This window comes from Streptomyces sp. NPDC053474 (genome assembly GCF_044544845.1).
GTDB lineage: Bacteria > Actinomycetota > Actinomycetes > Streptomycetales > Streptomycetaceae > Streptomyces.
Genome location: NZ_JBITXV010000014.1, coordinates 46,614 through 69,478 on the forward strand (window position 1 = coordinate 46,614; position 22,865 = coordinate 69,478).

Below are 22,865 nucleotides of genomic sequence, written 5' to 3' on the forward strand. Positions count from 1 at the left end.
GTACGGACTCCTTGCACAGTACGGAACGGTGGTACGGGTGGAGACTCGGGCTCAGCCGAGGGACGCGTACAGGCCGGGGCGGCGGTCGCGCAGATAGGGGTTGGCCTCGCGGGAGGCGGCCAGGAACTCCGGGTCGGCGTCGGCGAACACCAGCTCGTCGCCGCGCCCGGCACGGGCGCGGGCCACGCCGTCGGGGCCCGCGAGCGTCGTCAGGCCGACGAACTCGAACTCGTCCTCGTGGCCGACGCGGTTGACGTACGCGACGTACATCTGGTTCTCGAAGGCGCGCACGGGCACGACCGACTCGGCGACGAACTGGAAGGGGTGCATCTGGGCCGTCGGCACGAGCAGCAGGTCGGTGCCCGCGAGGGCGTGCGCGCGGACGTTCTCGGGGAACTCCACGTCGTAGCAGATCATCAGGCCGATCCGGACGCCGTCGAGCTCGGCCTGGACGACCGGCTGCTCCCCGGGCGTGAAGTGGTCGCGCTCGAAGCAGCCGAAGAGGTGGGTCTTGCGGTAGTTGGCGAGCCGGGTGCCGTCGGCGCCGATGAGCTGGACGGCGTTGTAGACGTGCTCGCCGTCGCGCTCGGGGTAGGCGTAGGCGATGGCCACGCCGTGGCGCACCGCGGTCTCGGCGACGGCGTCGGCGGCCTCGCCGTCCGCGGGCTCGGCGAGGCGCGGCACGTCGTCGCCGATGGCGTAGCCCGTAAGGAACATCTCCGGCGTCACCAGGAGCCGCGCCCCGGCGGCCGCGGCGCGGGCGGCGGCCCCGTCCAGGACCTTGAGGTTGGCGGCGACGGAGCCGGGACGCCCCGAGCTCTGGAGCAGGGCGGTGCGCAGCGGCGGCATGGCGGACCTCGGGGGGCGGAAGGGGCGCGGGCGGGGGCGGGGTGAGTCGGATAGACCGTACGTTTCGCGGGTGTGACGGGACAAGACACGACCGTTGCGCCTGCCCCCGCGATCCGTTGCGCGTCCGGGGGCCGGGGCGGAGATTCGTTGCGAGGGTTACGGGAGGTCCGACCTGGGGCGCAGACGGCCGCCCGGGGGCTCCCCCGCGCGGGGGAAGCGGAGAGCAGCCTTCGGCCCGACGTGCCGGTGCCCCTCCCCGGGAGATCGTGAAGTCACCCGGAACGACCGGGTCACTTCGACCGACGGAGGGCTTCCCGTGAGCCGCATCACCTTCACCCGCAACAGCACCCGCGCTCTCGCCGTGAGCGCGGCACTCCTGGTCACCGCGGGTGCGGCGGGCGTGGCCGCCGCGTCCGGCGAGGACGTCACGCGCCCCGTACCGGCCGCCGAGAAGCAGGCGAAGCCCCGGGAGGCGGCGGCGCTCACCGGCTCGGCGAAGATGTTCCGCAAGACGACGGAGGACGTCACCTTCACCTTCGACGCACACCTGGCCACCAAGAACGTCAAGCGCCCGGACAAGGCCACCGGCACCTTCGAGTTCGTGCACCTGGAGAAGCCCGGCGGCAAGGGCGGCTGGGCGAAGGGCCGGATCGACTGCCTGGTGACGGGCGGCAAGGTGGCGACGGCGACCGGCATCATCACGGAGACCAACATCAAGAAGATCGACGGCGGCCGCGTCGGCTTCAGCGTCCACGACAAGGGCCGCGGCAAGCTGGACCGCGTCGGCTACAGCTGGGCCGCGACGGGCCGCCCCACCGGCGACAAGAAGCTGACGAAGTGCAACAGCGCCGCCCCCTTCGAGACGGTCAGAAAGGGCACGGGCGACTTCCACGTAACCCCGTGGAACCCGCCGTACCCCAAGAACAACTGAGCTGGGGCAGCGCCCCGAAGGGGCGCGGGGAACTGCGCGACAAGCCACGACGCGCCAGCAGACGGAAGACTAGGCAGGCGACCCCGACGAGAACCGCCGCATCAGCGGCGAAAGCACCAGCACCGACTTGGTGCGCTCAACGAACGGCTCCCCCGCAATCCGCTCAAGCACGCGCTCAAAATGCCGCATATCCGCAGCGAAGACCTGCACGAGCGCGTCCGCCTCCCCGGTAACGGTGGAGGCGGACGCGATCTCGGGGTACCGCTCCAACCCCCGCTGAATCGCCTCCGGCGAGGTATTGCGGCGACAGTAGATCTCGATGAACCCCTCGGTCTCCCAGCCGAGCGCGGCCGGGTCGACCCGCACGGTGAATCCGGTGATCGCTCCGGTGGCCCGCAGCCGGTCCACGCGCCGCTTCACGGCGGGCGCGGACAGGCCGACGAGCTGGCCGATGTCGGCGTAGGAGCGGCGGGCGTCCTCGGCGAGGGCGTGCACGATGCGTTCGTCGAGATCGTTCAGTCGCACTGGGGGTCGTTCACTTCTCTGCGTGTCACTTCACTGCGGAGGCCTCCGCGGCGGGCGGCTCGGTCTCCAGACGGGAGCGGCGCATCCCGTACAGGAAGTAGAACACGAGCCCGACGACCATCCAGACACCGAAGACCTTCCAGGTCGCCGCGTCGAGGTTGTACATGTTGTACGCGCAGAAGCCGAAGCCGAGCACCGGGAAGAGCCAGCCGAGCGGCACCCGGAAGGTGCGGGGCATGTCGGGGCGGGTGCGGCGCAGGATCACCACGGCGATGTTGACCAGGCCGAAGGCGAAGAGCGTGCCGATGCTGGTGGCGTCGACGAGCTTGCCGAGCGGGATCACCGAGGCGAGGAGGCCGCAGAACAGGGACACGATGACGGTGTTCACGCGGGGCGTGCCGGTCTTGCCGCTGACCTTGGCGAACGTCTTCGGCACGAGGCCGTCGCGGGACATCGCGAACAGCACGCGGGTCTGGCCGTAGAGGACGGTCAGGACGACGCTGGCGATGGAGATGACGGCACCGGCGGCGAGCAGGGTGCCCCAGAAGGTCTGGCCGGTCACGTCGTTCATGATCGCGGTGAGCGACGCCTCGGAGCCCTCGAAGTCCTTCCAGTTCCAGGCGCCGACGGCGACGGCGGCGACCAGGACGTACAGGGCGGTGACGATGATCAGCGACAGCATGATCGCGCGGGGCAGGTCGCGCTGCGGGTTCTTGGCCTCCTCACCGGCGGTGGAGGCGGCGTCGAAGCCGATGTAGGAGAAGAACAGGCTCGCTCCGGCCGCGCTGACCCCGGCGACGCCGAGCGGCATGAAGTCGGCGTAGTTGCCGGACTTGAAGCCCGTGAAGCCGACCGCGCAGAACAGCACGAGGGCCACGATCTTCACGATGACCATGATCGTGTTCGCGCGGGCGGACTCCTTGGCGCCGCCGAGCAGGAACACCATGGCGAGCAGCACGACGATCAGGCCGGGCAGGTTGATGATCGCCCCGTCGACCTCGCCGGGCGCCGCGGAGAGCGCGTTCGGGATGGTGACGCCGATGGTGCCGTCGAGCAGCTCGTTCAGGTACTGGCCCCAGCCGACGGCGACGGCCGCGACGGACACGCCGTACTCCAGGACCAGGCACCAGCCGCAGACCCAGGCGACGAGCTCGCCCATCGTCGCGTACGCGTACGAGTACGAGGATCCGGCGACCGGGATGGTGCCCGCGAGCTCGGCGTAGGACAGGGCCGAGAACAGGGCGGTGAGTCCGGCGATGACGAAGGAGACCGTCACGGCCGGGCCCGCCTTGGGCACGCTCTCGCCGAGCACCACGAAGATGCCGGTGCCGAGCGTCGCGCCGATGCTGATCATGGTCAGCTGCCACATGCCGAGGGTCCGGCGGAGCGTGCCGCCCTCGCCCTGGCCGCCCTCGGCGACCAGGCGGTCCACCGGCTTGCGCCGCGTTATTCGGCTGCCGAAACCGCTGTCGCCCTGGGGGCGTGGGCGGGTCTTCGGGGGGGCGCCCTGGTCGAGCACGGGTGGCTCCTTAATCGCTGCCGGTCGAAATGGCCGGGACCCACGGCAGCCCGAGCATCACCACGGGAACCACCGAGCAGGCAGTCCCCGCCACGCCACGTACAGCGCCAGACTCTAAGGGGTTCCGCTTCTCAGCCGAAATGCAGCAACGTTGCGCACCGGCGGAAGATCGTTGCGTGAGCGTCGATTGTATGGACCTTTATTGCGCCGTCCCTTTCGTCCGTTGCGTGACGCCCGTTTTGTCCGCCGCTGGGGATTCCGTTTGTTTCCGGCGCGGCCGCCGTCGGCACGGCTCCCGTATCCCGCCCGTCGGCCGATCCGTATTCCGTTTGTGATCTTCCCGAAGCACCGCGGACACGCCGACGGCCCCCGCGAGCGAACTCGCGGGGGCCGTCGATGAGTTGGCCCGGGGGCCGGTGCGTCAGCTCCAGCTGGCGTGCAGCGGCTTGCCCTCGGCGTATCCGGCGGCGCTCTGGATGCCGACGGTGGCCCGGTCGGCGAACTCCTCCAGGGAGCCCGCGCCCGCGTAGGTGCAGGAGGAGCGGACGCCCGCGATGATCGAGTCGATCAGGTCCTCGACGCCCGGACGCGCCGGATCCAGGAACATGCGGGAGGTCGAGATGCCCTCCTCGAACAGCGCCTTGCGGGCGCGGTCGTACGCCGACTCGTCGGACGTGCGGTTGCGCACGGCACGGGCGGAGGCCATGCCGAAGGACTCCTTGTAGGCGCGCCCCTGGGCGTCGTGCTGGAGGTCGCCCGGGGACTCGTACGTGCCCGCGAACCAGGAGCCGATCATGACGTTCGACGCGCCCGCGGCGAGCGCCATGGCGACGTCGCGCGGGTGGCGGACACCGCCGTCGGCCCAGACGTGCTTGCCGAACTTCTTGGCCTCGGCGGCGCACTCCAGGACGGCGGAGAACTGCGGGCGGCCGACGCCGGTCATCATGCGGGTGGTGCACATGGCGCCGGGGCCCACGCCGACCTTGATGATGTCGGCACCGGCCTCGATCAGGTCGCGGACGCCCTCGGCGGCGACGATGTTGCCCGCCACGATCGGCACCCGCGGGTCGAGCGCGCGCACGGCCTTGACCGCGGCGATCATCGACTCCTGGTGGCCGTGCGCGGTGTCCACGACGAGCGTGTCGACACCGGCGTCGAGCAGCTGCTTGGCCTTGCCCGCCACGTCGCCGTTGATGCCGACGGCGGCAGCGACGCGCAGCTTGCCGTCCGCGTCCAGGGCGGGCTTGTAGAGGGTCGCGCGCAGGGCGCCGGTGCGGGTGAGGATGCCCGCGAGGCGGCCGTCCTTGTCGACGGCGGGCGCGTAGCGGCGGTTGGCGCCGTCCAGCTTGTTGAACGCGTCGCGCGGGTCGATGTCCGCGTCGAGCAGCACCAGGTCCTTGGACATGACCTCGGCGAGCTGCGTGAAGCGGTCGACGCCGCTCAGGTCCGCGTCCGTGACCACGCCGACCGGGCGGTGGTCCGCGTCCACGACGACGCCCGCGTTGTGCGCGCGCTTGGGGAGCAGCGCGAGCGCGTCCGCGACGGTCTGCGACGGCGAGAGGACGATCGGGGTGTCCAGGACGTGGTGGCGCGTCTTCACCCAGGAGATGACCTCGGTGACGACCTCGATCGGGATGTCCTGCGGGATGACGACGAGCCCGCCGCGACGGGCGACGGTCTCGGCCATGCGGCGGCCCGCGATCGCCGTCATGTTGGCGACGACCAGCGGGATCGTGGTGCCGGTGCCGTCGGGCGAGGCGAGGTCGACACCCTGGCGGGAACCGACGGCGGAGCGCCTCGGGACCATGAAGACGTCGTCGTACGTCAGGTCGTACGCGGGCTGGATGTCATTGAGGAAACGCACGTGCTGCTCATCCCAGTCGATCAGAGGTGGCCCCCGAACCGGACAGCCGGGGGAAAAGCACGTACTTCATTGTCCCATGCCCAACCGATTGCGCCGCCTGGGACGATCACCCAGGCGGCGCGGGAACTCCCTGGTCAGATCCTCCAAGGGCGCCACCGTCCGCTGCCGCGGGCCCGCGCCGCGGCTCAGCGCTTCGCTGGAATCGCCACGACGGGCCGTCGATCGCCTGCGGGCCCGTCGTGGCTGGTCGCTCCCCCAAGTTCTCGGCTTCGCTCGAACAGGGGGGACCCCCTTCGCGGCGGAGCCGCATATCGGCACAGCCCCGCGCCCCTTCGGGGCGCTGCCGAACCGCACCCCACTTCCACAAGACCGCTTAGATCTTCCGGGTGCGCCACACGGCCAGCGAGGTGAGCGCGCTCAAGGCCGCGCCGAAGCCGAGGACCGCGGTGAGCGACACCGCGCTGACCACCACGCCGCCGAGCGCCGCGCCCGAGGCGATGGCGAGGTTGAACATCGAGGTGTTCAGGGCGGTCGCCGCCTCGGTCGAGCCGGGCGCGGCCTTGAGCACCCAGGTCTGCACGGCCACCGGGATGCCGCCGAAGGCCAGGCCCCACAGCACCAGGAGCACGATCCCGGTCGCCGGGCTCCGGCCGACCAGCGGGAACAGCGCGAGCACGGCGGCGAGCAGCACGCTCATGGCGATGATGGTGGCGCGCACGTCACGGGTCGCGGTGACGCCCGCGAGGACCGTGCCGCCGATGCCCGCGAGGCCGTAGACGAGCAGCAGCGGACCGATCAGGCTCTCGCTGACGCCGGAGGTGTCCTGGAGGATCGGGCTGATGAAGGTGAAGGCCGCGTAGTGGCCGCCCACGAGCAGGCCGGTGGCGATGACGCCCGCGCGGACCGTGCGGTTGCGGAACTGCCGGGGCAGCTCGGACAGGCGCACCGGCTCGGTGGCGGGCAGGCTCGGGAGCAGGAACACCAGGCCCGCGACCACGAGCAGACCGAGCCCGGCGACGGCGAGGAACGCGACCCGCCAGTCGGAGAGCTCACCGACGAACGTCGCCGCGGGCACGCCGATCACGTTGGCCGCGGTCGCGCCGCCGAAGACGAGCGCGGTGGCCCGCGGGATGTGCCGCTCGGGCACGAGCCGCACGGCGATGCCCGCCGCGAGGGCCCAGAACCCGCCGATGCTGACCCCCGCGACGAACCGCGCGACGAGCAGCAGGGCGAAACCGGACGCGGCGGCCGAGAGGGCGTTGGCCGCGACCATCAGCGTGAGCAGGGCGAGCAGCACGAGCCGCCGGTCCAGGCGGCCGATGAGGACGGGCAGGACGGGCGCGGTCACCGCGGCCACGAGCCCCGGCACGGTCACCAGGAGGCCGACCGCGCCCTCGGAGACGTCGAGACCGCCGCTGATCGAGGTCATCAGGCCGACCGGGAGGGCCTCGACGGTGATCATGGCGAAGGTGCCGAGCGCCATGGCCACGACGGCCAGCCAGGTCTTGACGGAGACCCGGTCCGGCGGCGGCGCGGGCGTGGTGGGGGTGACGGGAGCGGCGGGTGTGGCGGAGGCGGCTGACGTGCTGGGGCCGGACATGGCTGAACTCCCGTTCCGAGCGGTTCGCTTGGGGCTGTGCGCGGCGGGTGAAGGCCGCGAGGAACACGCTAGGAAGCGGCGCCGGGAGGCGAATCAGTCACATGACTGGTGTGCGTCTGGCTCGTGTACGTCTGCCCGGTGTGCCTCTGCCTGTGTGCGTCCGTCGTCGGCCCTACGCCGGTCCCGGCACCCGCGGCGCCCGCCCCGCCCCACCCCGCCCCGGCCGGGCGACGGCCCCTACTCCCCCAGGTCCATGCGGGCCAGCTCACCGCGCGAGGCGACGCCCAGCTTCGGATACGCCTTGTAGAGGTGGTAGCCGACGGTGCGCGGGCTGAGGAACAGCTGGGCCGCGATGTCCCGGTTGCTCAGGCCGGTCGCCGCGAGCCGCACGATCTGGAGCTCCTGCGGCGTGAGCCGGTCGAGCAGGCCCGGCCCGCGGTCGCGGACCGGTGTGGTCTCGCCGGTGGCCCGCAGCTCGGCGCGGGCGCGCTCCGCCCACAGCGGGGCGCCGACCGCGTCGAACAGCTCCAGGGCGGCGCGCAGCCGGGGCCGGGCGTCGGACCTGCGCAGCCTGCGCCGCAGCCACTCCCCGTACAGGAGCTCGGTGCGGGCCCGCTCGAAGGGGCGCTGGTCGTGCAGGTGGACCCGGACGGCCTCGGCGAAGAGGGCGTCGGCGAGGTCGGCAGCCCCGGTGGCCTCCACGGCCCCGGCGGCCCCCACCGTGGCGAGCAGCGCGCGGCAGCGCAGCGCGACGGCCCTCGCCCAGGCCTGGCCGGTGGCGTCCGCCCACGTCGCGAACGCGGCGGCCGCGGCCTCGGCGCGCTCGGGCCTGCCCACGCGCACCGCGCTCTCCACCAGGTCGGGCAGGGCGTACAGGGCGAAGCCGGAGTGCCCGTGCGGCCCGGCCCACAGGTCCTCCAAGCGGCGCAGGGCCTCGTCGTGGCGGCCGTGGCCGAGGTCGAGCAGGGCGAGCGCGCCGCCCGACCAGGCGCCCGCGATGGGCAGGCCCTGCGCGGAGAGCTCCCTGGTGAGCGCTCGGCAGCGGTCCTCGTCGCCCTCGGCCGCGGCGATGTGCGCGAGGACGCCGCGCAGATTCCCCGCGAACAGGCCCTGCGCGGTGTCCTCCGCGATCCGGGCGCCCTCGGCGGCGGACGCCGTGGCGTCCCGGAGGCGGCCCATGAGCAGTTGGGCCCGCGCGAGGTGGAACAGCGCGGCGGGCATGAGGCCGATCGTGTCACTGGCCCGGCTGTCCCGCTCCAGGGCCCTGGCCCGGTCGTACGCGGCGTCGAGGTCCCCGATGAGCTGGTGCCACCAGTGCGTGCTCGCGCGCTCCCACAGGCCCGCCCCGGGCACCACTCCGCCGGGCGGCTCGACCAGGACGCGGGCCGCGGGAAGGCCGCGGGCCGGGTCGCCGAGGGCCACGGCCGCCAGGCCCTCGACGGCGGTGACCAGGCGCGCGACGTCCGGCGGCGGGGTGAGGTCCGCGAGCCGGGCCGAGGTCCGCTCGATCATGCCCGGGTCGTTGATCGCCCAGGCGGCGGACAGCGCGTCCAGGAACATGAACGCGGCGGCCTCGGGGTCGTGCGGCCCGACCTCCGCCGCGGCGTCGACCAGGAGGGCGTGCGCCGCCCGCTGTTCGCCCCTGGCGCTCGCGGCGGTGGCGCGGATGCGGGCGAGCCGGGCGCGGGTCAGCGGGTCCTGCGGGTGCGCCGCGGCCCGGTCCGCGAGGTCCGCGGCGCGCTGCGGGTGGCCCGCGTTCTCGACGGCCGCGGCCGCGGCGGCTAGCCGTCGGGCCCGCTGGTCCTGGCCGGGCGAGAGGTCGGCGGCGCGTTCGTACGCGGCGGCCTCGGCCTGGCGCCCGCCGCGGCGGCGGGCGCCCTCGGCGGTGCGCTCCAGGTCGGCGGCGACGCTCTCGTCCGGGCCTGTGGCGGCGGCCGCCCGGTGCCAGGCACGGCGGTCGGCGGTCGTGGCCTCCGCGAGGGCGCGGTGCGCGGCGGTCCGCAGGGCGAGCGGCGCCGCGCGGTAGACGGCGGAGCGGACCAGCGGGTGCGTGAAGGCGAGCCGCCCGTCGGCCACCCGGATCAGGCGGCTCTCCTCGGCGGCGGCCAGGTCGGCGGCCGAGGCGTCCAGGGCCCGCCCGGCGTCCAGGACGGCGCTCAGCTCGCCGGTGGCCTCGGCGGCGGCGACCACGAGCAGGTCCCGGGCGCGGGCGGGCAGGGCGCGCACCCGGCCGAGGAAGGTCCGCTCGATGCGCTCGGAGACGGCCTGGGCGCCGAGGTGGAAGAAGTCGGCGTGCAGCTCGCCGGAGCGCTGCGCGGCGCTGAGCGCGGCGGGCAGTTCGAGCAGGGCCAGCGGATTGCCGTGCGCCTCCCGGAGGACCAGGGTGCGTACGTGGGCCGGGAGCCCCTCGGCGTGCTGACGCAGCAGCCGGGCGCCCGCCCCCTCGTCCAGACCCGCGAGCCGCAGCTCGGGCAGACCGGTCGCGGCGAAGGGGTGCCCGTCGCGGACGGCGAAGACCAGCGCGACGGGGTCGGACCCGAGCCGCCGCGCGGCGAACAGGAGCGCCTCCGCGGACGCCTGGTCGAGCCACTGGGCGTCGTCGACGAGCACGGCGAGGGGCCGCTCCTCGGCGATCTCCCCGAGCAGGGACAGGACCGCGAGCCCCACGAGGAAGCGGTCGGCGGCGGCGCCCTGGGTGTCGACGTCCAGGCCGAACGCCGCGCGCAGCGCCCGTGCCTGCGGCGCGGGCAGCGCGTCGAGCCGGTCGGCGTGGGCCCCCAGCAGCAGATGCAGTCCCGCGAAGGCCAGCTCCGACTCCGACTCGATGCCGAGCCCGCGCAGCACCCGCAGGTCCGTGGCGCGCTCGGCGGCGTGGTCGAGGAGCGCCGTCTTGCCGATCCCGGCCTCGCCGCGCACGACGAGCACCCCGCCGCGCTGCTTCCTCGCCCCGTCGAGCAGCCCGTCGACGACGGCCCGCTCCTGGTCCCGCCCGTACAGCTCCATGCCCCGTTCCCCCCGTGTGTCCGGGCGTCCGCCGGTGTGCGCGCCGTCCGCCCGGTGTGTTCCTGTGCCGGTACGCCGTCAGCGCGGCGCACGCTCCGGTGCCGTCACTCCGGCGGCCCCAGGGCCAGCACGATCACCAGTGCCGTTCCCTCGCCCCGCCAGTGCTCGACCGCCGTGGCGAAGACGTCCTGCGCGATCTCCCAGTCGCCCGGCGCCCGGCGCGCGTACTCCTGCCAGCCGGTGACGGCCACGAGGCGCCCGGCGGCGGGCGGCTGCCACGACAGGTCCGTGAGGCAGTCGGCCAGCGCGTCCCAGTTGCGCCCGAACCACTCCGGCAGCGCGAACGCCGTGGCGCACCGCTCCATGAAGGCGTCCTTGTCCCGGACGCCGCTCAGCTCCAGGGCGACGGTGGTCCACCCGGTGCCGCGCACGGCCCCGAGCACCCCCGCGAGCGCCCCCGGCGACGCGCCGTCCGCGGCGGCGGGGTCCCCGCCCGCCCAGTCACCCGTCGTCACGCTTGTGCCTCCGTCATCTCAGCACCGCCTTGAACGACGCGTAGTGGTCGTCCGTGTAGTACGTCTCGTGCTCGCGGCCGGTGACGAGGCGCCGGGCGCCCCGGCCGCGCTCCCCCGGCGTACGGACGGTGTACTCGTGGTAGTAGCCGCGTGGCTCACGGGGCAGCCGGCCCTCGAAGTTGCCGAAGACCGTGCCGTCCTTCGCGTAGGGGAAGGGCCCGCCCTCGTCGATGAGGCGCAGGGTCCTGCGGGCCTCGGCGGGCAGCCGGGCGGCCGTGACGGTCTCCATGCCGCGCGCCCAGGCGGGTGTCGAGGCCGCGCCGCGGTCCCGTGCCGTGCCGCTGTCCCGCTGTGTGCCGCAGCCCGTGACGAGGACCGCGAGACAGACGAGCAGCGCGCCCAGGACGCGCCCCGCCGACCGAATGATCATGGGCCCGATGCTGCCACAGCCTCCGCGCACCGGCACGCGCCGGCGTCCGGACGCCGGACACCACCGGGCCCCTGGTCGTGCCCGCGAACGGGTCAGTTCCCGTCCGGGTCCGCGCGGTCGAGCGCGGGCCGGGGGGCCGGGCCCTTCTCCAGGAGGTGGTCGGCCGCCGCCGTGTCCGTGACCAGGCTGGTCACGAGCCCGGAGCGGAGCACCGCGTCGATGGCCGCGGCCTTGCGCTGGCCCCCGGCGATCGCGACGACCTCCGGGATGCGGCGCAGCCGGTCCGCCTCGACGGTGATGCAGCGCTCGCCCAGGTCGCGCCCGACCCTGCGGCCCTCGGCGTCGAAGAGGTGCGCGGACATCTCGGCGGCGACGCCGAGCGAGGCGTAGTGCGCCCGCTCCTCGTCCGTGAGCATGTCGTGCACCGTGGAGATGCCCGGCTCCCAGGAGCCGATGGACACCGCGGCGACCGTCACCTTGTCGAAGTACTCGAAGGCGCGGGCGATGCCCGTCTGGTGCCGCAGCGCGGCGGCCGTCGCCGCGTCCGGAAGGAGCATGGGCGCGTAGATGGGGTGGGCGTCGCCGCCGGAGACCTGCGCGGCGCGGCGCACGGCCTCGACGGAGCCGCGCTCCGCGGTGCCCGCGTCGTACACGCCCGTGAGCTGTACGACGGTGCAGGGCGGCAGCGCCTCAAGCGCCGCCGCCATGTTGATGGTCGAGCGGCCCCACGCGAGGCCGAGCACGTCACCCTCGGCCACGAGCTCGCCGAGCAGTCCCGCCGCGACCTCGCCGAGGTTCTCCGGGTCGGGCGACTCGTCGACGTCGTCCGTGGACGACGGCGACTCGACGACGACGGCGTGCCGCAGGCCGTAGCGGGCGCGGAGCGCGTCCGAGCGCTCGGCGTCCAGCTCCGCGGGCACGCGGATCTCGATCCGTACGAGGTCCCGTTCGAGCGCGGTCTCCAGGACCCGGGCCACCTTGAAGCGGCTGACGCCGAACTCCTCGGCGATCTGGATCTTGGACTTGCCCTCGAGGTAGAAGCGGCGGGCCATGGCCGCCGCCTGCACCAGCTCCGCGGGTCCCATCCGCATGGCTGACCGACCCGCCGACATGGCCGACACGGCGCTCTCCTCACTGCTCACTGCTGTTCACGACATTCGTACACCTGGATTCGCTGTTCATCCTCGCAGATCCGGCGTACTTGATCAGCCTCGATGGGCCGCGTTCACGTTCCCGTGGCCAAGCCGTTGGCCGCGCGGGGCTCAGTGGCCGCACGCCCACCCGGCGCTCGCCGTGGCGGCCGCGGCCCGGGCGCGCAGGGAGCGGACCGCCTCGGCCGGGTCCTCGGCGCCGTACACGGCGGACCCGGCGACGAAGACGTCGGCGCCCGCCTCGGCGCACCGCTCGATGGTGGCGGCCGAGACCCCGCCGTCGACCTGGAGCCACAGGTCGAGGCCGTGCTTGCCGATGAGCTCACGGGTGCGGCGGATCTTGGGGAGCATGATGTCGAGGAAGGCCTGGCCCCCGAAGCCGGGCTCGACCGTCATGATCAGCAGCATGTCGAGCTCGGGGAGCAGGTCCTCGTACGGCTCGATGGGCGTCGCGGGCTTCAGCGCCATGGAGGCGCGGGCGCCCTTGGCGCGGATCTCGCGGGCGAGCCGGACGGGCGCCGCGGCGGCCTCGGCGTGGAAGGTGACGGACCCGGCCCCCGCTTCGACGTACTGCGGGGCCCAGCGATCCGGGTCCTCCATCATCAGATGGCAGTCCAGCGGCGTGTCCGTCGCCCGTGCCAGGGACTCTACGACCGGCACCCCGAGGGTGAGGTTCGGCACGAAGTGGTTGTCCATGACGTCGACATGGAGCCAGTCCGCGCCCTCGACGGCCTTCGCCTCCTCGGCGAGGCGGGCGAAGTCGGCGGACAGGATGCTGGGGCTGATCTGCGGGGCCATGCCCCAAGCCTGCCATGCCCGGCGGTGGTTGCCCGCTCCGGTCCCGCCAAGGCGTGCGGGGCGTCCCCGTACTCCCTCCCGCGCCCGCACGCCGCGTGCCATGCTGGCCGCCCACCGGCAGTGCGTGGGGCGGCAGGGGGCACCTATGCCAGGAACGCCGAAGGCACGGCCCGACCACCGGCGGCAGGCCCGCCGGGGGGCGGCGTGGCTGGTCTGCGGACGGCGCGCCAAGTGGCTGGTGCTCGTGCTGTGGCTCGCCGCCCTGGTCCTCGCGGCGCCGTTCGCCCAGAAGCTCGCCGACGAGCAGGACAACACCACCTCGTCCTGGGTGCCGCGGTCCGCCGAGTCCACCCAAGTCCTGGACGTGTCAGAGGAGTTCAGGCCCGAGACGATGCCGATGGTCGTCGTGTTCGCGCGCGCGGACGGCCCCCTGACGGCCGCGGACCGCGCGCGGATCGACAAGGGCGTCGGCGGGGTCAAGCAGCTGCGCTCGCACTGGATCCGCGGCGACGAGACCCGCGGCCCGGCCTTCGACAAGAAGGGCGGCGACGCCCACGCGGCCCAGGTGTACGTGCCGCTCACGGTGAACAACGACACCTACAACGACCTGCCGGACGCCGTCGACGACGTGCGCGACGCGGTGGGCGACAGCGCCGACGGCCTGGACGTCTACGTCACGGGGCCCGCCGGGATCGGCGCGGACTTCGCGAAGGCGTTCGCCGACATCGACTCCACGCTGCTGCTCGCCGCGGGCGGCGTCGTCGTGGTGGCGCTGCTGATCACCTACCGCAGCCCCGTCCTCCTCCTGGTGCCCCTGTTCTCCGCGTTCGTCTCCCTCTTCACCGCCCAGGCGCTGATCTACCTCCTCGCCGAGCACGCGGGCCTGACCGTGAACGGCCAGAGCGCGGGCATCCTCACCGTGCTCGTCTTCGGCGCGGGGACGGACTACGCCCTGCTCCTGGTCGCCCGCTACCGCGAGGAGCTGCGCCGCCACGAGGACCGGCACGAGGCCATGGCCCTCGCCCTGCACCGGGCCGGGCCCGCCGTCATCGCCTCCAGCGCGACCGTCGTCCTGAGCATGCTGGTGCTGCTCACGGCCGAGATGAACTCCACGCGCGGCCTCGGCCCCGTCGCCGCGATCGGCGTGGGGGTCGCGCTGCTCGTGATGCTGTCGCTGTTCCCCGCCCTGCTGGTGATCTGCGGCCGCTGGCTGTTCTGGCCGAAGATCCCGCGCTATGGCTCCGCCGACCCCGCCGAGCACGGCGTGTGGGCCCGCATGGGCCGCCGCATCGCGCGCCGCCCCCGGCTGACGTGGGCCGCCACCTCCGTGGCGCTCGCGGCGCTCTCCCTGGGCCTGCTCCAGCTGCGCGCGGCGGGTGTCAGCAACGAGGACGCCTTCCTCGACAAGCCGAACTCCGTCACCGGCCAGGAGGTCTCGGCGGAGTACTTCCCCGCGGGCAGCGGCGACCCCCTCGTCGTGGTCGCCGACCGGGCCAGGGCCAAGGACGTCAGCCGCGTCGTCAGCGGGACCCGGGGCGTGGACCCGGCGACGGTGGCCGTACCGCCGGGCACCCAACCCGAGCACGACGGCAAGGTCCTCTACGAGGCGGTCCTCACGGACCCCTCCGACAGCGAGGCGGCCAAGGACACCGTCGAACGGGTCCGGAACGCCGTCCGCGGCGTACCCGACGCGGATGCGAAGATCGGTGGCGGCACGGCCACGCTGCTCGACATGGACAGGGCCACGATCCACGACGACAAACTGGTCATCCCGCTCGTGCTCGTGGTGGTCCTGCTGATCCTCTCCCTGCTGCTGCGGGCGATCGTGGCGCCGCTGCTGCTCATCGCCACCGTGGTCCTGTCCTTCTCGGCGGCCCTCGGCATCAGCGCGCTGGTCTTCCGCCACGTCTTCGACTTCCCCGGCGAGTCGACGGACTTCCCGCTGTTCGTCTTCGTCTTCCTCGTGGCCCTGGGCATCGACTACAACATCTTCCTGACCACCCGCGTCCGCGAGGACGCGGCCGCCCACGGCACCCGCCCCGGCGTCGTGAGCGGCCTGGCCGCCACCGGGGCGGTCATCACCTCGGCGGGCCTGGTCCTCGCGGGCACCTTCGCCGTCCTCGGCACGGTCCCGATGGTCGCCTTCGTCGAAGTGGGCTTCGCCGTGGCCCTGGGCGTCCTCCTGGACACCTTCGTCGTCCGCTCGATCCTGGTCACCAGCGTGTTCCTGGACGTGGGCCCGAGGATCTGGTGGCCGCATGCCCTGGAACCCCAAGCCCGTCCGGCGATGGAGGACGAGGCGCGAAGCGCCGATTGACGGGGGTCCAGGGGCGGAGCCCCCTGGTCTCGGGCGCCCCGCGAGGGCCTCGGCTCAGCCCGTACGCCGCATGACCGCCAGATACATCGCGTCCGTACCGTGCACGTGCGGCCACAGCTGCACGTCGGGCCCCTCCCCCAGCGCGGGCACCCCCGGGAACAGCGGGCGCGCGTCGACCAGCTCGGCTCCGCCCGTCTGCTTGAGCACGTCGTCCACGACGGCCCGGGTCTCCGCGAGGTGCGGCGAACACGTGGCGTACCCCACGACACCGCCCACGCGCACGGACTCCAGCGCCCTCCGCAGCAGCGACCGCTGGAGCGGAGCGAACCCCTCCAGGTCCTCGGGGCGGCGCCGCCACCGCGCCTCGGGCCGCCGCCGCAGCGCGCCGAGCCCCGTGCAGGGCACGTCCATGAGGATCCGGTCGAAGGTGCCGGGCCGCCACGGCGGACGCGTGCCGTCGGCGGCGATGACCTGGTACGGGCCGGGGTTGCCCGCGAGGGCCTGGCCCACGAGCCCGGCCCGGTGCGGCTGCTTCTCGGCGGCGAGCAGGACCGCCCCGCGCTCGGCGGCGAGCCCCGCGAGCAGCGCGGCCTTGCCCCCGGGCCCCGCGCACCCGTCGAGCCACTTCGTGTCGGGCCCCTCGATGGGCACGTCCGCGAGCGCGCGGGCGACGAGCTGGCTGCCCTCGTCCTGCACCCCGGCGCGCCCCTCGCGCACCGCCTCGATCCGCCCGGGCTCACCGCCCTCGGCGAGCCGCACGGCGTACGGCGACCAGCGGCCGGGCAGCGCGGCCTCGCTGTCGAGCGCGTCCAGCAGCTCGGTGGCCGTGGACCGGCCGGGGCGGGCCACGAGGGTCACCTCGGGCCGTTCGTTGTCGGCTTCGAGCAGGTCCTCGATGCCCGCCCGGCCGCCGCCGAGCGAGTCCCACAGCGCGGAGACGACCCATCGCGGATGCGAATGCACCACGGCCAGATGGTCCTCGGGGTCGTCCTCGTACGGCGGGGCGACCTTCTCCAGCCACCCGTCGAGGTCGTCGCCCGCGACCTTGCGCAGCACCGCGTTGACGAACTTGGCCCGCCCGTCGCCGAGGACCACGCGCGCCAGCTCCACGGACGCGGACACGGCGGCGTGCGTGGGGATGCGGGTGCCGAGCAGCTGGTGCACGCCCAGGTTCAGCACGTCGAGGACGGGCGGGTCGACCTCGCGCAGCGGCCGGTCGACGCAGGCCGCGACGATCGCGTCGTACGTGCCCTGGCGGCGCAGCGTGCCGTAGACCAGCTCGGTGGCGAGCGCCGCGTCCCGCGCGTCGAAGTCGCCCTTCTCACGGGCCTTGCGCAGCAGCGGCGGAAGGACCAGGTTCGCGTACGCGTCGCGCTCGTCCACGGCCCGCAGCGCCTCGAAGGCGAGGAAGCGCACCGGGTCCTTCTGCGGGCGTCGGTAGGGCTTGGAGGGCCTGCCGGGCTTCCCGGACTTCCCGGGCTTGCCCTGGGTGCGGGGACGGCGGCTCGGCTGGTCGTTCAAAGGTGCTCCGCTGCGTGAGGATCAGACGTCCGCCCAGGCTGAGGGCCCGCTGCGGGCCGAGGGACGGACCAGTTCAGCGTACGTCGCCCGCGCCCAGGGTCTCACCCGGGGCGATCCGCGCCCCGCGCGCCCAGTCGGCGGCGGCCATCGGCTTCTTGCCCTGCGCCTGCACCCACAGCAGCTCCACGGCGTGCGAGCCCGTGCCGACGTACAGGTTCTTCTTGCCGACGGACAGCTCGCCGGGGGCGAGGTCGGTGCGGTCCACCGCCGGCACGGCCTGGATCAGCTTGAGGCGCTCGCCGCGGAAGACGGTCCAGGCGCCCGGCGCGGGGGTGCAGCCGCGCACCACGCGGTCCACGCGCAGCGCGGGGGCCGCCCAGTCGACGCGCGCGTCCTCGACCGTGATCTTCGGCGCGAGGGTGACGCCGTCGGCGGGCTGCGGTACGGCGGTCAGGCTGCCGTCCTCGATGCCGTCCATGGTCGCGGCGAGCAGCCCCGAGCCCGCGAACGCGAGGCGGGTCAGCAGGTCGCCGCTGGTGTCGGTGGGCCGGATCTCCTCGGTGACCGTGCCGTACACGGGACCGGAGTCCAGGCCCTCCTCGATCAGGAAGGTCGAGGCACCGGTGATCTCGTCACCGGCCATGAGGGAGTGCTGCACGGGGGCCGCGCCGCGCCAGGCGGGGAGCAGCGAGAAGTGCAGGTTGACCCAGCCGTGGGCGGGGATGTCCAGGGCCGCCTTGGGCAGCAGGGCGCCGTAGGCGACCACCGGGCAGCAGTCCGGCGCGATCTCCCGGAGCCGGGCGAGGAACTCCTCGTCACGCGGCTTCGCGGGCTTGAGCACCTCGATCCCGGCCTCCGCCGCGCGCTCGGCGACCGGGCTCGCGACCAGCCTGCGGCCCCGGCCCGCCGGGGCGTCGGGGCGGGTGACGACGGCGGCCACCTCGTGCCGACCGGAGGCGATCAAGGCGTCCAGGGCGGGGACGGCGACCTCGGGGGTGCCTGCGAAGACCAGCTTCACTGGGTGCTACCTCGGATTTCTGGGGGTCGGCGGCGGCGCGCCGTGCGGCGACGGCAGCGCACCAGTCTATGGGCCGCCGCGGTTCCGCCGACGGGGGACGGCACACAAGCCCTCTTAAGCGGCTTTCAGGTGACTTGATGGCTTTGCCCGAAGTATCGGTTCAGCACGGTTCGGGGCACCTCGGGGCGTCTTTGGCGGGCGGCCCGGAGCGACCGTGGCAGCGCCTTGGGGGCGTACGCACCCCCGCGCGCCCTGCGCATATGCGGATACGCCCGGGGACCGTGACCCCTCACGACGTAGCGCGTTGGTCAAGAAAAAGTTGACCGGAACGGGCCGCACACGCGGCCCTCTCCGCATTGCCCGTCGTTCCCCGTCATTTCCTTCACCACCACCCCCGAGGCGTCCCGCGCACCCGCACGGCGGCCGGGACACCCGCCGCTTCCGCCCCGCCCCGTCCCCACCCCGTTTCCGACCTCCCAGCCCGACCACTCCACACCAACCGATCCCTCAACGCCGGTTCGAGAGGCTTGTTCATGGCCGACCACGCAACCCACGACGCCCAGGCACGGGCCAGCCTGCACCTCCTGGTACGGGACATCGAGCGGGTCCGCCGGCAGGTGGACGCGCTGCGCACCCTCACCGCGCAGCTCGGCAACGTCTACCGCCCGCGTCGCTCCAGCCCCTCCGCGGGCTTCGTCGTGTACGGACGCGCACCCGCTCCGACCGTCCGCCTCGCCCAGGAACTGCGGGACAGCGTCGAGACCCTGGTGACCGCCGCGGTCGACTTCGACCGCTCGCTGGGCTTCTCGTGGGACGCGGTGGGCTCCGCGCTCGGCGTCACCAAGCAGGCGGTCCACCGCCGCTACGGCGCCCGCAGGACCACGGCACAGGCCACACCGGCCGCCGCCGAGCCGGACCGCGCCACCGAGCCCTCCACCACCACCCGCACGGTTCCCGTGGGCACCCCGCTCCCCTCCGTCCCCGCGGCCCGCGCCATGCCCACCCAGCCCACGGCGGGCAGCCCCGGCCTCCGTGACGACGTCCGCCCTGGCGCCTTCCCCGGCCCGCGCAACGGCTGACGTCCACGATGCCCCTGCCCGGGTGCCGGGCAGGGGCATCGCTGTGTCCTGTGACAGGACGGGGCCGGGACGCCCGGACCGGGTACCGCCGAGCCCGAGAAGGCGCGACGAAGGCCTTCTCCCGCGCCCGGCCGGAGGCCCCCCGAGCCCAGCGGTCACCCGATGTCCGGCCAGGGGCACCCGATGTCCGCCGGGATCACCCAATGTCCGCCGGATCGATCCGCACCCGGACCGCCTGCTGCGCCGCCACCCCCCGCGCCATCCGCGCGGCCTGCGCCGTCTTGAGGGCGCGGGCCAGCGCCGCGCCGCTGCCCGGCGGCACCCGCACCAGGGCGCGCTCCCACCGCTCGCCCAGAGGCGCGTCGCCGGGGCGGCGCGGGCGGCCGGGCTCGGCGGCGGGCACCGGCACGGGCCCGAGGACCTCCGCGTCCGGGGGCAGCTCCGCCTGGGCCAGGAACTCGGTGAGCGCCTCGGGGGCGGCCGTCACCGACGCCATCCGCGACACCGGCGGAAACCCGAGCTCCGCCCGCTCGGCCAGCTCCCGGACGGCGTGCCCGACCGGATCCCACCGCACCAGCGCCTGCACCGGCCGCAGCGTCGGCTCGGCGACGATCACCACGGTGCCGCCCGCGCCCTGGTCGCGCACCAGCGCGGCGGCGCCGATCCACCGCCGCAGCGCGTCCTCGCCCGCGCGCAGGTCCGGCCGCCCGAGCATGGCCCAGCCGTCGAGGAGCAGCGCGGCGGCATAGCCCCCCTCGGCCACGGGCTCCGCGCCCGGCGTGCTCACGACCAGGGCGGGCGCCCCGCCCACCGTGTCGAGCACCTGCTCGCGCCCCGAGGTCCGCACCGGCACCGCGGGAAAGGCCCGCCCCAGCTCCTCGGCGGTGCGCCGCGCGCCCACGACCTGCGCCCGCAGCCGGAAGCCGCCGCACTCGGGGCAGTGCCAGGAGGCCTCGTCCCGCCCGCACCAGCCGCAGACCAGGGCCCCGGCGCCACGCGCCTCCAGCGGCCCCGCGCAGTGCCGACACCGCGCGGGCTCCCGGCACCGCTCGCACGCGAGCCGCGGTACGTACCCCCGCCGGGGCACCTGCACCAGGACGGGGCCGTGCTTCAGGCCGTCGCGGGCGATCTGCCAGGCCAGGCTCGGCAGCCGGGCGGCCCGGGCGGCCTCGTCGCGCGCGAGGTCGCCGTCCCCCACGGTGCGCACCAGCGGCGCCGCGGCCCGCACCTGCTCCCGGTCGGCCACCACGGGCGCCGCCCAGCCGCTCTCGACGAGCTGGGCGGCCTCGACCGTGCAGCCCCAGCTCCCGAGCAGGAAGGCGCACCTGTCCCGCGACGCCCGCAGCTCCAGGACCTCCCGGACGTGCGGGAAGGGCGCGTTGTCGTCCGCGTGGCTGGCGTCCCCGTCGTCCCAGACGACGACGAGGCCGAGGTCGCGTACGGGGGCGAACATGGCGGCGCGCGTCCCGACCACGGCCCGCACGGAGCCGCGCCGCACGGCCAGCCACTCCCGATACCGCCGCTCCGGCCCCGCGTCGGCGGTCAGCAGCGCGTGCTGCCCCTCGCCGAGCAGCGCCCGCAGCGCGGCGTCCACCCGGGCCGCGGGCCGCCCGGCGGGCACGACGACGAGCGCGCCGCGCCCCGAGGCGAGCGTCGCCTGCACGGCCCGGGCGATCTCCTCGGCCCACAGCGGCCCCGGAAGCGCGGTCCACACGGCCCGGGGCGCCCCGCCCGCCGCCAGCGCGGCGACGAACTCGGGCCCCCGCGCATACCGCCGCCACGACCCGGGCTCCGGCGCGGACGGCGGCTGCGGGGCGGGCGGCGACGGCCGCCCCTCGGCCCGGCCGTGCCGGGGCGGAATCGCCAGCTGCAACACGTCAGCGAGGCTTCCCGCATAGCGGTCGGCCACGGCCCGGGCGAGCCCGAGCAGCTCCTCGTCAAGGACGGGCTCGGGCGACACGACCTGGGCGATGGCCGCCAGCGGCCCGCTGTAGTCCGACTCGGCGACGCGCTCGACCAGGAAGCCGTCGATCAGGCCGCCGCCCTCACGGCGCCCCTCGCGCACGTTCCGCGAGCCGGCGCCGAAGCGGACGCGCACCCGCACCCCGGGCTGCGCCTGCTCGTCGAGCTCCGCGGGCACCGCGTAGTCGAAGTACCGGTCGAGGTGCAGCACGCCCTTGTCCACGACGACCCGCGCCACCGGAAGCTCCTCGGCGAGCGCGGCCCCCCGCCACGTCCGCGGCTTGGCCTTCGGCGCCTTCGCCTTCCGCACACTCTCCCGAATGAGCGCGAGCTGCTCCGGCCCCTCACCCACCGCCCCGCCACCTGACCCGTTCTCGCCGCTCACAGCCAAATTCCTACCAGACGTCACCGACAGCGCCACGGCCCGGCGAACCCGCGCGGGCAGACGACAACGGCCCCGGACCACAGGGGTCCGGGGCCGTGCGTAGCTGGGCTCGATCAGAGACCGGCGGCCTTCCGCAGCGCGTCCACGCGGTCCGTCTGCTCCCAGGTGAACTCCGGCAGCGAGCGGCCGAAGTGGCCGTACGCGGCGGTCTGGGAGTAGATCGGGCGGAGCAGGTCGAGGTCGCGGATGATCGCGGCCGGGCGGAGGTCGAAGACCTCGCTGATGGCCTGCTCGATCTTGTCCGTGTCGATCGTGTTGGTGCCGAAGGTCTCGACGAACAGACCGACCGGCTCCGCCTTGCCGATGGCGTAGGCGACCTGGACCTCGCAGCGCGAGGCGAGGCCCGCGGCCACCACGTTCTTGGCGACCCAGCGCATCGCGTACGCCGCCGAGCGGTCCACCTTGGACGGGTCCTTGCCGGAGAAGGCGCCGCCGCCGTGGCGGGACATGCCGCCGTAGGTGTCGATGATGATCTTGCGGCCGGTCAGGCCCGCGTCACCCATCGGGCCGCCGATCTCGAAGCGGCCGGTGGGGTTGACCAGGAGGCGGTAGCCCTCGGTCTCCAGCTTGATGCCGTCGTCGACCAGGGCCTTGAGCTCCGGCTCGACGACGAACTCGCGGATGTCGGGGGCGAGGAGCGACTCCAGGTCGATGTCCGACGCGTGCTGCGAGGAGACGACGACCGTGTCGAGGCGGACGGCCTTGTCGCCGTCGTACTCGATGGTGACCTGGGTCTTTCCGTCGGGACGCAGGTAGGGGATGGTGCCGTTCTTGCGGACCTCGGAGAGGCGGCGCGAGAGGCGGTGCGCGAGGTGGATCGGGAGCGGCATCAGCTCCGGGGTCTCGTCGCAGGCGTAGCCGAACATCAGGCCCTGGTCACCGGCGCCCTGGCGGTCGAGCTCGTCCTCGTCGCCCTCGACGCGGCTCTCGTACGCCGTGTCGACGCCCTGCGCGATGTCCGGGGACTGCGCGCCGATGGACACCGAGACGCCACAGGAGGCGCCGTCGAAGCCCTTCTTGGAGGAGTCGTAGCCGATCTCGAGGATCTTCTCGCGCACCAGCTGCGCGATCGGCGCGTACGCCTTGGTCGTGACCTCACCGGCGACGTGCACGAGGCCGGTGGTGATGAGCGTTTCGACGGCGACCCGGGACGTCGGGTCCTCACGCAGAAGCGCGTCGAGAATGGTGTCGCTGATCTGGTCAGCGATCTTGTCGGGGTGACCCTCGGTCACGGACTCCGAGGTGAAGAGACGGCGGGACACATCGCTCCCTGTGGTTGCAGCGGCTGCTGGCTGATCATTGATGGACGGGCCGAGAGCTGCGCTCGACGACGTCCGA

17 protein-coding genes are annotated in these 22,865 nt (G+C 74.2%); 3 read left to right on the forward strand and 14 right to left on the reverse strand.

Annotated features, from left to right (window positions below; all coding sequences use genetic code 11):
* Positions 1-51: 51 nt before the first annotated feature.
* Positions 52-849 carry a carbon-nitrogen hydrolase family protein gene (locus tag ACIG3E_RS29790; protein WP_399622620.1) on the reverse strand — a complete coding sequence of 266 codons (798 nt, stop codon included), beginning with the start codon at positions 847-849 and terminating at the stop codon, positions 52-54.
* 316 nt (positions 850-1,165) lie between these two features.
* Here ACIG3E_RS29790 and ACIG3E_RS29795 point away from each other — a divergent pair, with 316 nt between their 5' ends.
* On the forward strand, positions 1,166-1,780 hold the full coding sequence (locus ACIG3E_RS29795; protein WP_399622623.1) for a Repetin: 615 nt from the start codon (positions 1,166-1,168) through the stop codon (positions 1,778-1,780).
* 69 nt (positions 1,781-1,849) lie between these two features.
* Here the strand turns inward: ACIG3E_RS29795 and ACIG3E_RS29800 are convergent, their stop codons facing one another.
* From ACIG3E_RS29800 to rpe, 9 genes are all read right to left on the reverse strand, one after another.
* Positions 1,850-2,305 (reverse strand): Lrp/AsnC family transcriptional regulator, encoded by a 456-nt coding sequence (locus ACIG3E_RS29800; protein ID WP_399622624.1) that lies wholly within the window; start codon positions 2,303-2,305, stop codon positions 1,850-1,852.
* A gap of 25 nt (positions 2,306-2,330) precedes the next feature.
* Complete coding sequence (locus tag ACIG3E_RS29805) at positions 2,331-3,824, reverse strand: amino acid permease (protein WP_399622625.1); 1,494 nt, start codon at positions 3,822-3,824, stop codon at positions 2,331-2,333.
* Between the two features lie 421 nt (positions 3,825-4,245).
* Complete coding sequence (locus ACIG3E_RS29810) at positions 4,246-5,688, reverse strand: GuaB1 family IMP dehydrogenase-related protein (protein ID WP_399622627.1); 1,443 nt, start codon at positions 5,686-5,688, stop codon at positions 4,246-4,248.
* 373 nt (positions 5,689-6,061) lie between these two features.
* Entirely contained in the window at positions 6,062-7,288 is a 1,227-nt protein-coding gene (locus ACIG3E_RS29815; protein ID WP_399622629.1) for an MFS transporter, read from the reverse strand.
* 237 nt (positions 7,289-7,525) lie between these two features.
* Positions 7,526-10,291, reverse strand: coding sequence for an AAA family ATPase (locus ACIG3E_RS29820; RefSeq protein WP_399622631.1), 2,766 nt, complete (start codon positions 10,289-10,291; stop codon positions 7,526-7,528).
* Positions 10,292-10,395: 104 nt separating this feature from the next.
* On the reverse strand, positions 10,396-10,806 hold the full coding sequence (locus ACIG3E_RS29825; RefSeq protein WP_399622632.1) for a barstar family protein: 411 nt from the start codon (positions 10,804-10,806) through the stop codon (positions 10,396-10,398).
* Positions 10,807-10,819: 13 nt separating this feature from the next.
* A complete protein-coding gene (locus ACIG3E_RS29830) occupies positions 10,820-11,236 on the reverse strand; it encodes a ribonuclease domain-containing protein (RefSeq protein WP_399622634.1) in 417 nt (138 codons plus the stop codon).
* 92 nt (positions 11,237-11,328) lie between these two features.
* The gene (locus ACIG3E_RS29835; protein ID WP_242715483.1) at positions 11,329-12,327 is read right to left on the reverse strand and encodes a sugar-binding transcriptional regulator; all 999 of its coding nucleotides are present in this window, start codon (positions 12,325-12,327) and stop codon (positions 11,329-11,331) included.
* 171 nt (positions 12,328-12,498) lie between these two features.
* Positions 12,499-13,185 carry a ribulose-phosphate 3-epimerase gene (gene rpe, locus ACIG3E_RS29840; protein WP_399622636.1) on the reverse strand — a complete coding sequence of 229 codons (687 nt, stop codon included), beginning with the start codon at positions 13,183-13,185 and terminating at the stop codon, positions 12,499-12,501.
* A gap of 145 nt (positions 13,186-13,330) precedes the next feature.
* Between rpe and ACIG3E_RS29845 the strand changes: the two genes are divergently transcribed.
* On the forward strand, positions 13,331-15,502 hold the full coding sequence (locus ACIG3E_RS29845; RefSeq protein WP_399622638.1) for an MMPL family transporter: 2,172 nt from the start codon (positions 13,331-13,333) through the stop codon (positions 15,500-15,502).
* A gap of 54 nt (positions 15,503-15,556) precedes the next feature.
* Here ACIG3E_RS29845 and ACIG3E_RS29850 read toward each other — a convergent pair whose 3' ends face one another.
* Positions 15,557-17,023: an RsmB/NOP family class I SAM-dependent RNA methyltransferase gene (locus ACIG3E_RS29850; protein WP_399622640.1), complete on the reverse strand. Its 1,467-nt coding sequence runs from the start codon at positions 17,021-17,023 to the stop codon at positions 15,557-15,559.
* A gap of 73 nt (positions 17,024-17,096) precedes the next feature.
* Positions 17,097-18,041 carry a methionyl-tRNA formyltransferase gene (gene fmt / locus ACIG3E_RS29855; protein ID WP_399622642.1) on the reverse strand — a complete coding sequence of 315 codons (945 nt, stop codon included), beginning with the start codon at positions 18,039-18,041 and terminating at the stop codon, positions 17,097-17,099.
* 533 nt (positions 18,042-18,574) lie between these two features.
* Between fmt and ACIG3E_RS29860 the strand changes: the two genes are divergently transcribed.
* Positions 18,575-19,120: a hypothetical protein gene (locus ACIG3E_RS29860; RefSeq protein WP_399622644.1), complete on the forward strand. Its 546-nt coding sequence runs from the start codon at positions 18,575-18,577 to the stop codon at positions 19,118-19,120.
* Between the two features lie 196 nt (positions 19,121-19,316).
* Here the strand turns inward: ACIG3E_RS29860 and ACIG3E_RS29865 are convergent, their stop codons facing one another.
* Both ACIG3E_RS29865 and metK read right to left on the reverse strand, forming a co-directional pair.
* The gene (locus ACIG3E_RS29865) at positions 19,317-21,467 is read right to left on the reverse strand and encodes a primosomal protein N' (RefSeq protein WP_399622646.1); all 2,151 of its coding nucleotides are present in this window, start codon (positions 21,465-21,467) and stop codon (positions 19,317-19,319) included.
* 113 nt (positions 21,468-21,580) lie between these two features.
* A complete protein-coding gene (gene metK, locus ACIG3E_RS29870; protein ID WP_242715497.1) occupies positions 21,581-22,789 on the reverse strand; it encodes a methionine adenosyltransferase in 1,209 nt (402 codons plus the stop codon).
* Between the last annotated feature and the right edge of the window lie 76 nt (positions 22,790-22,865).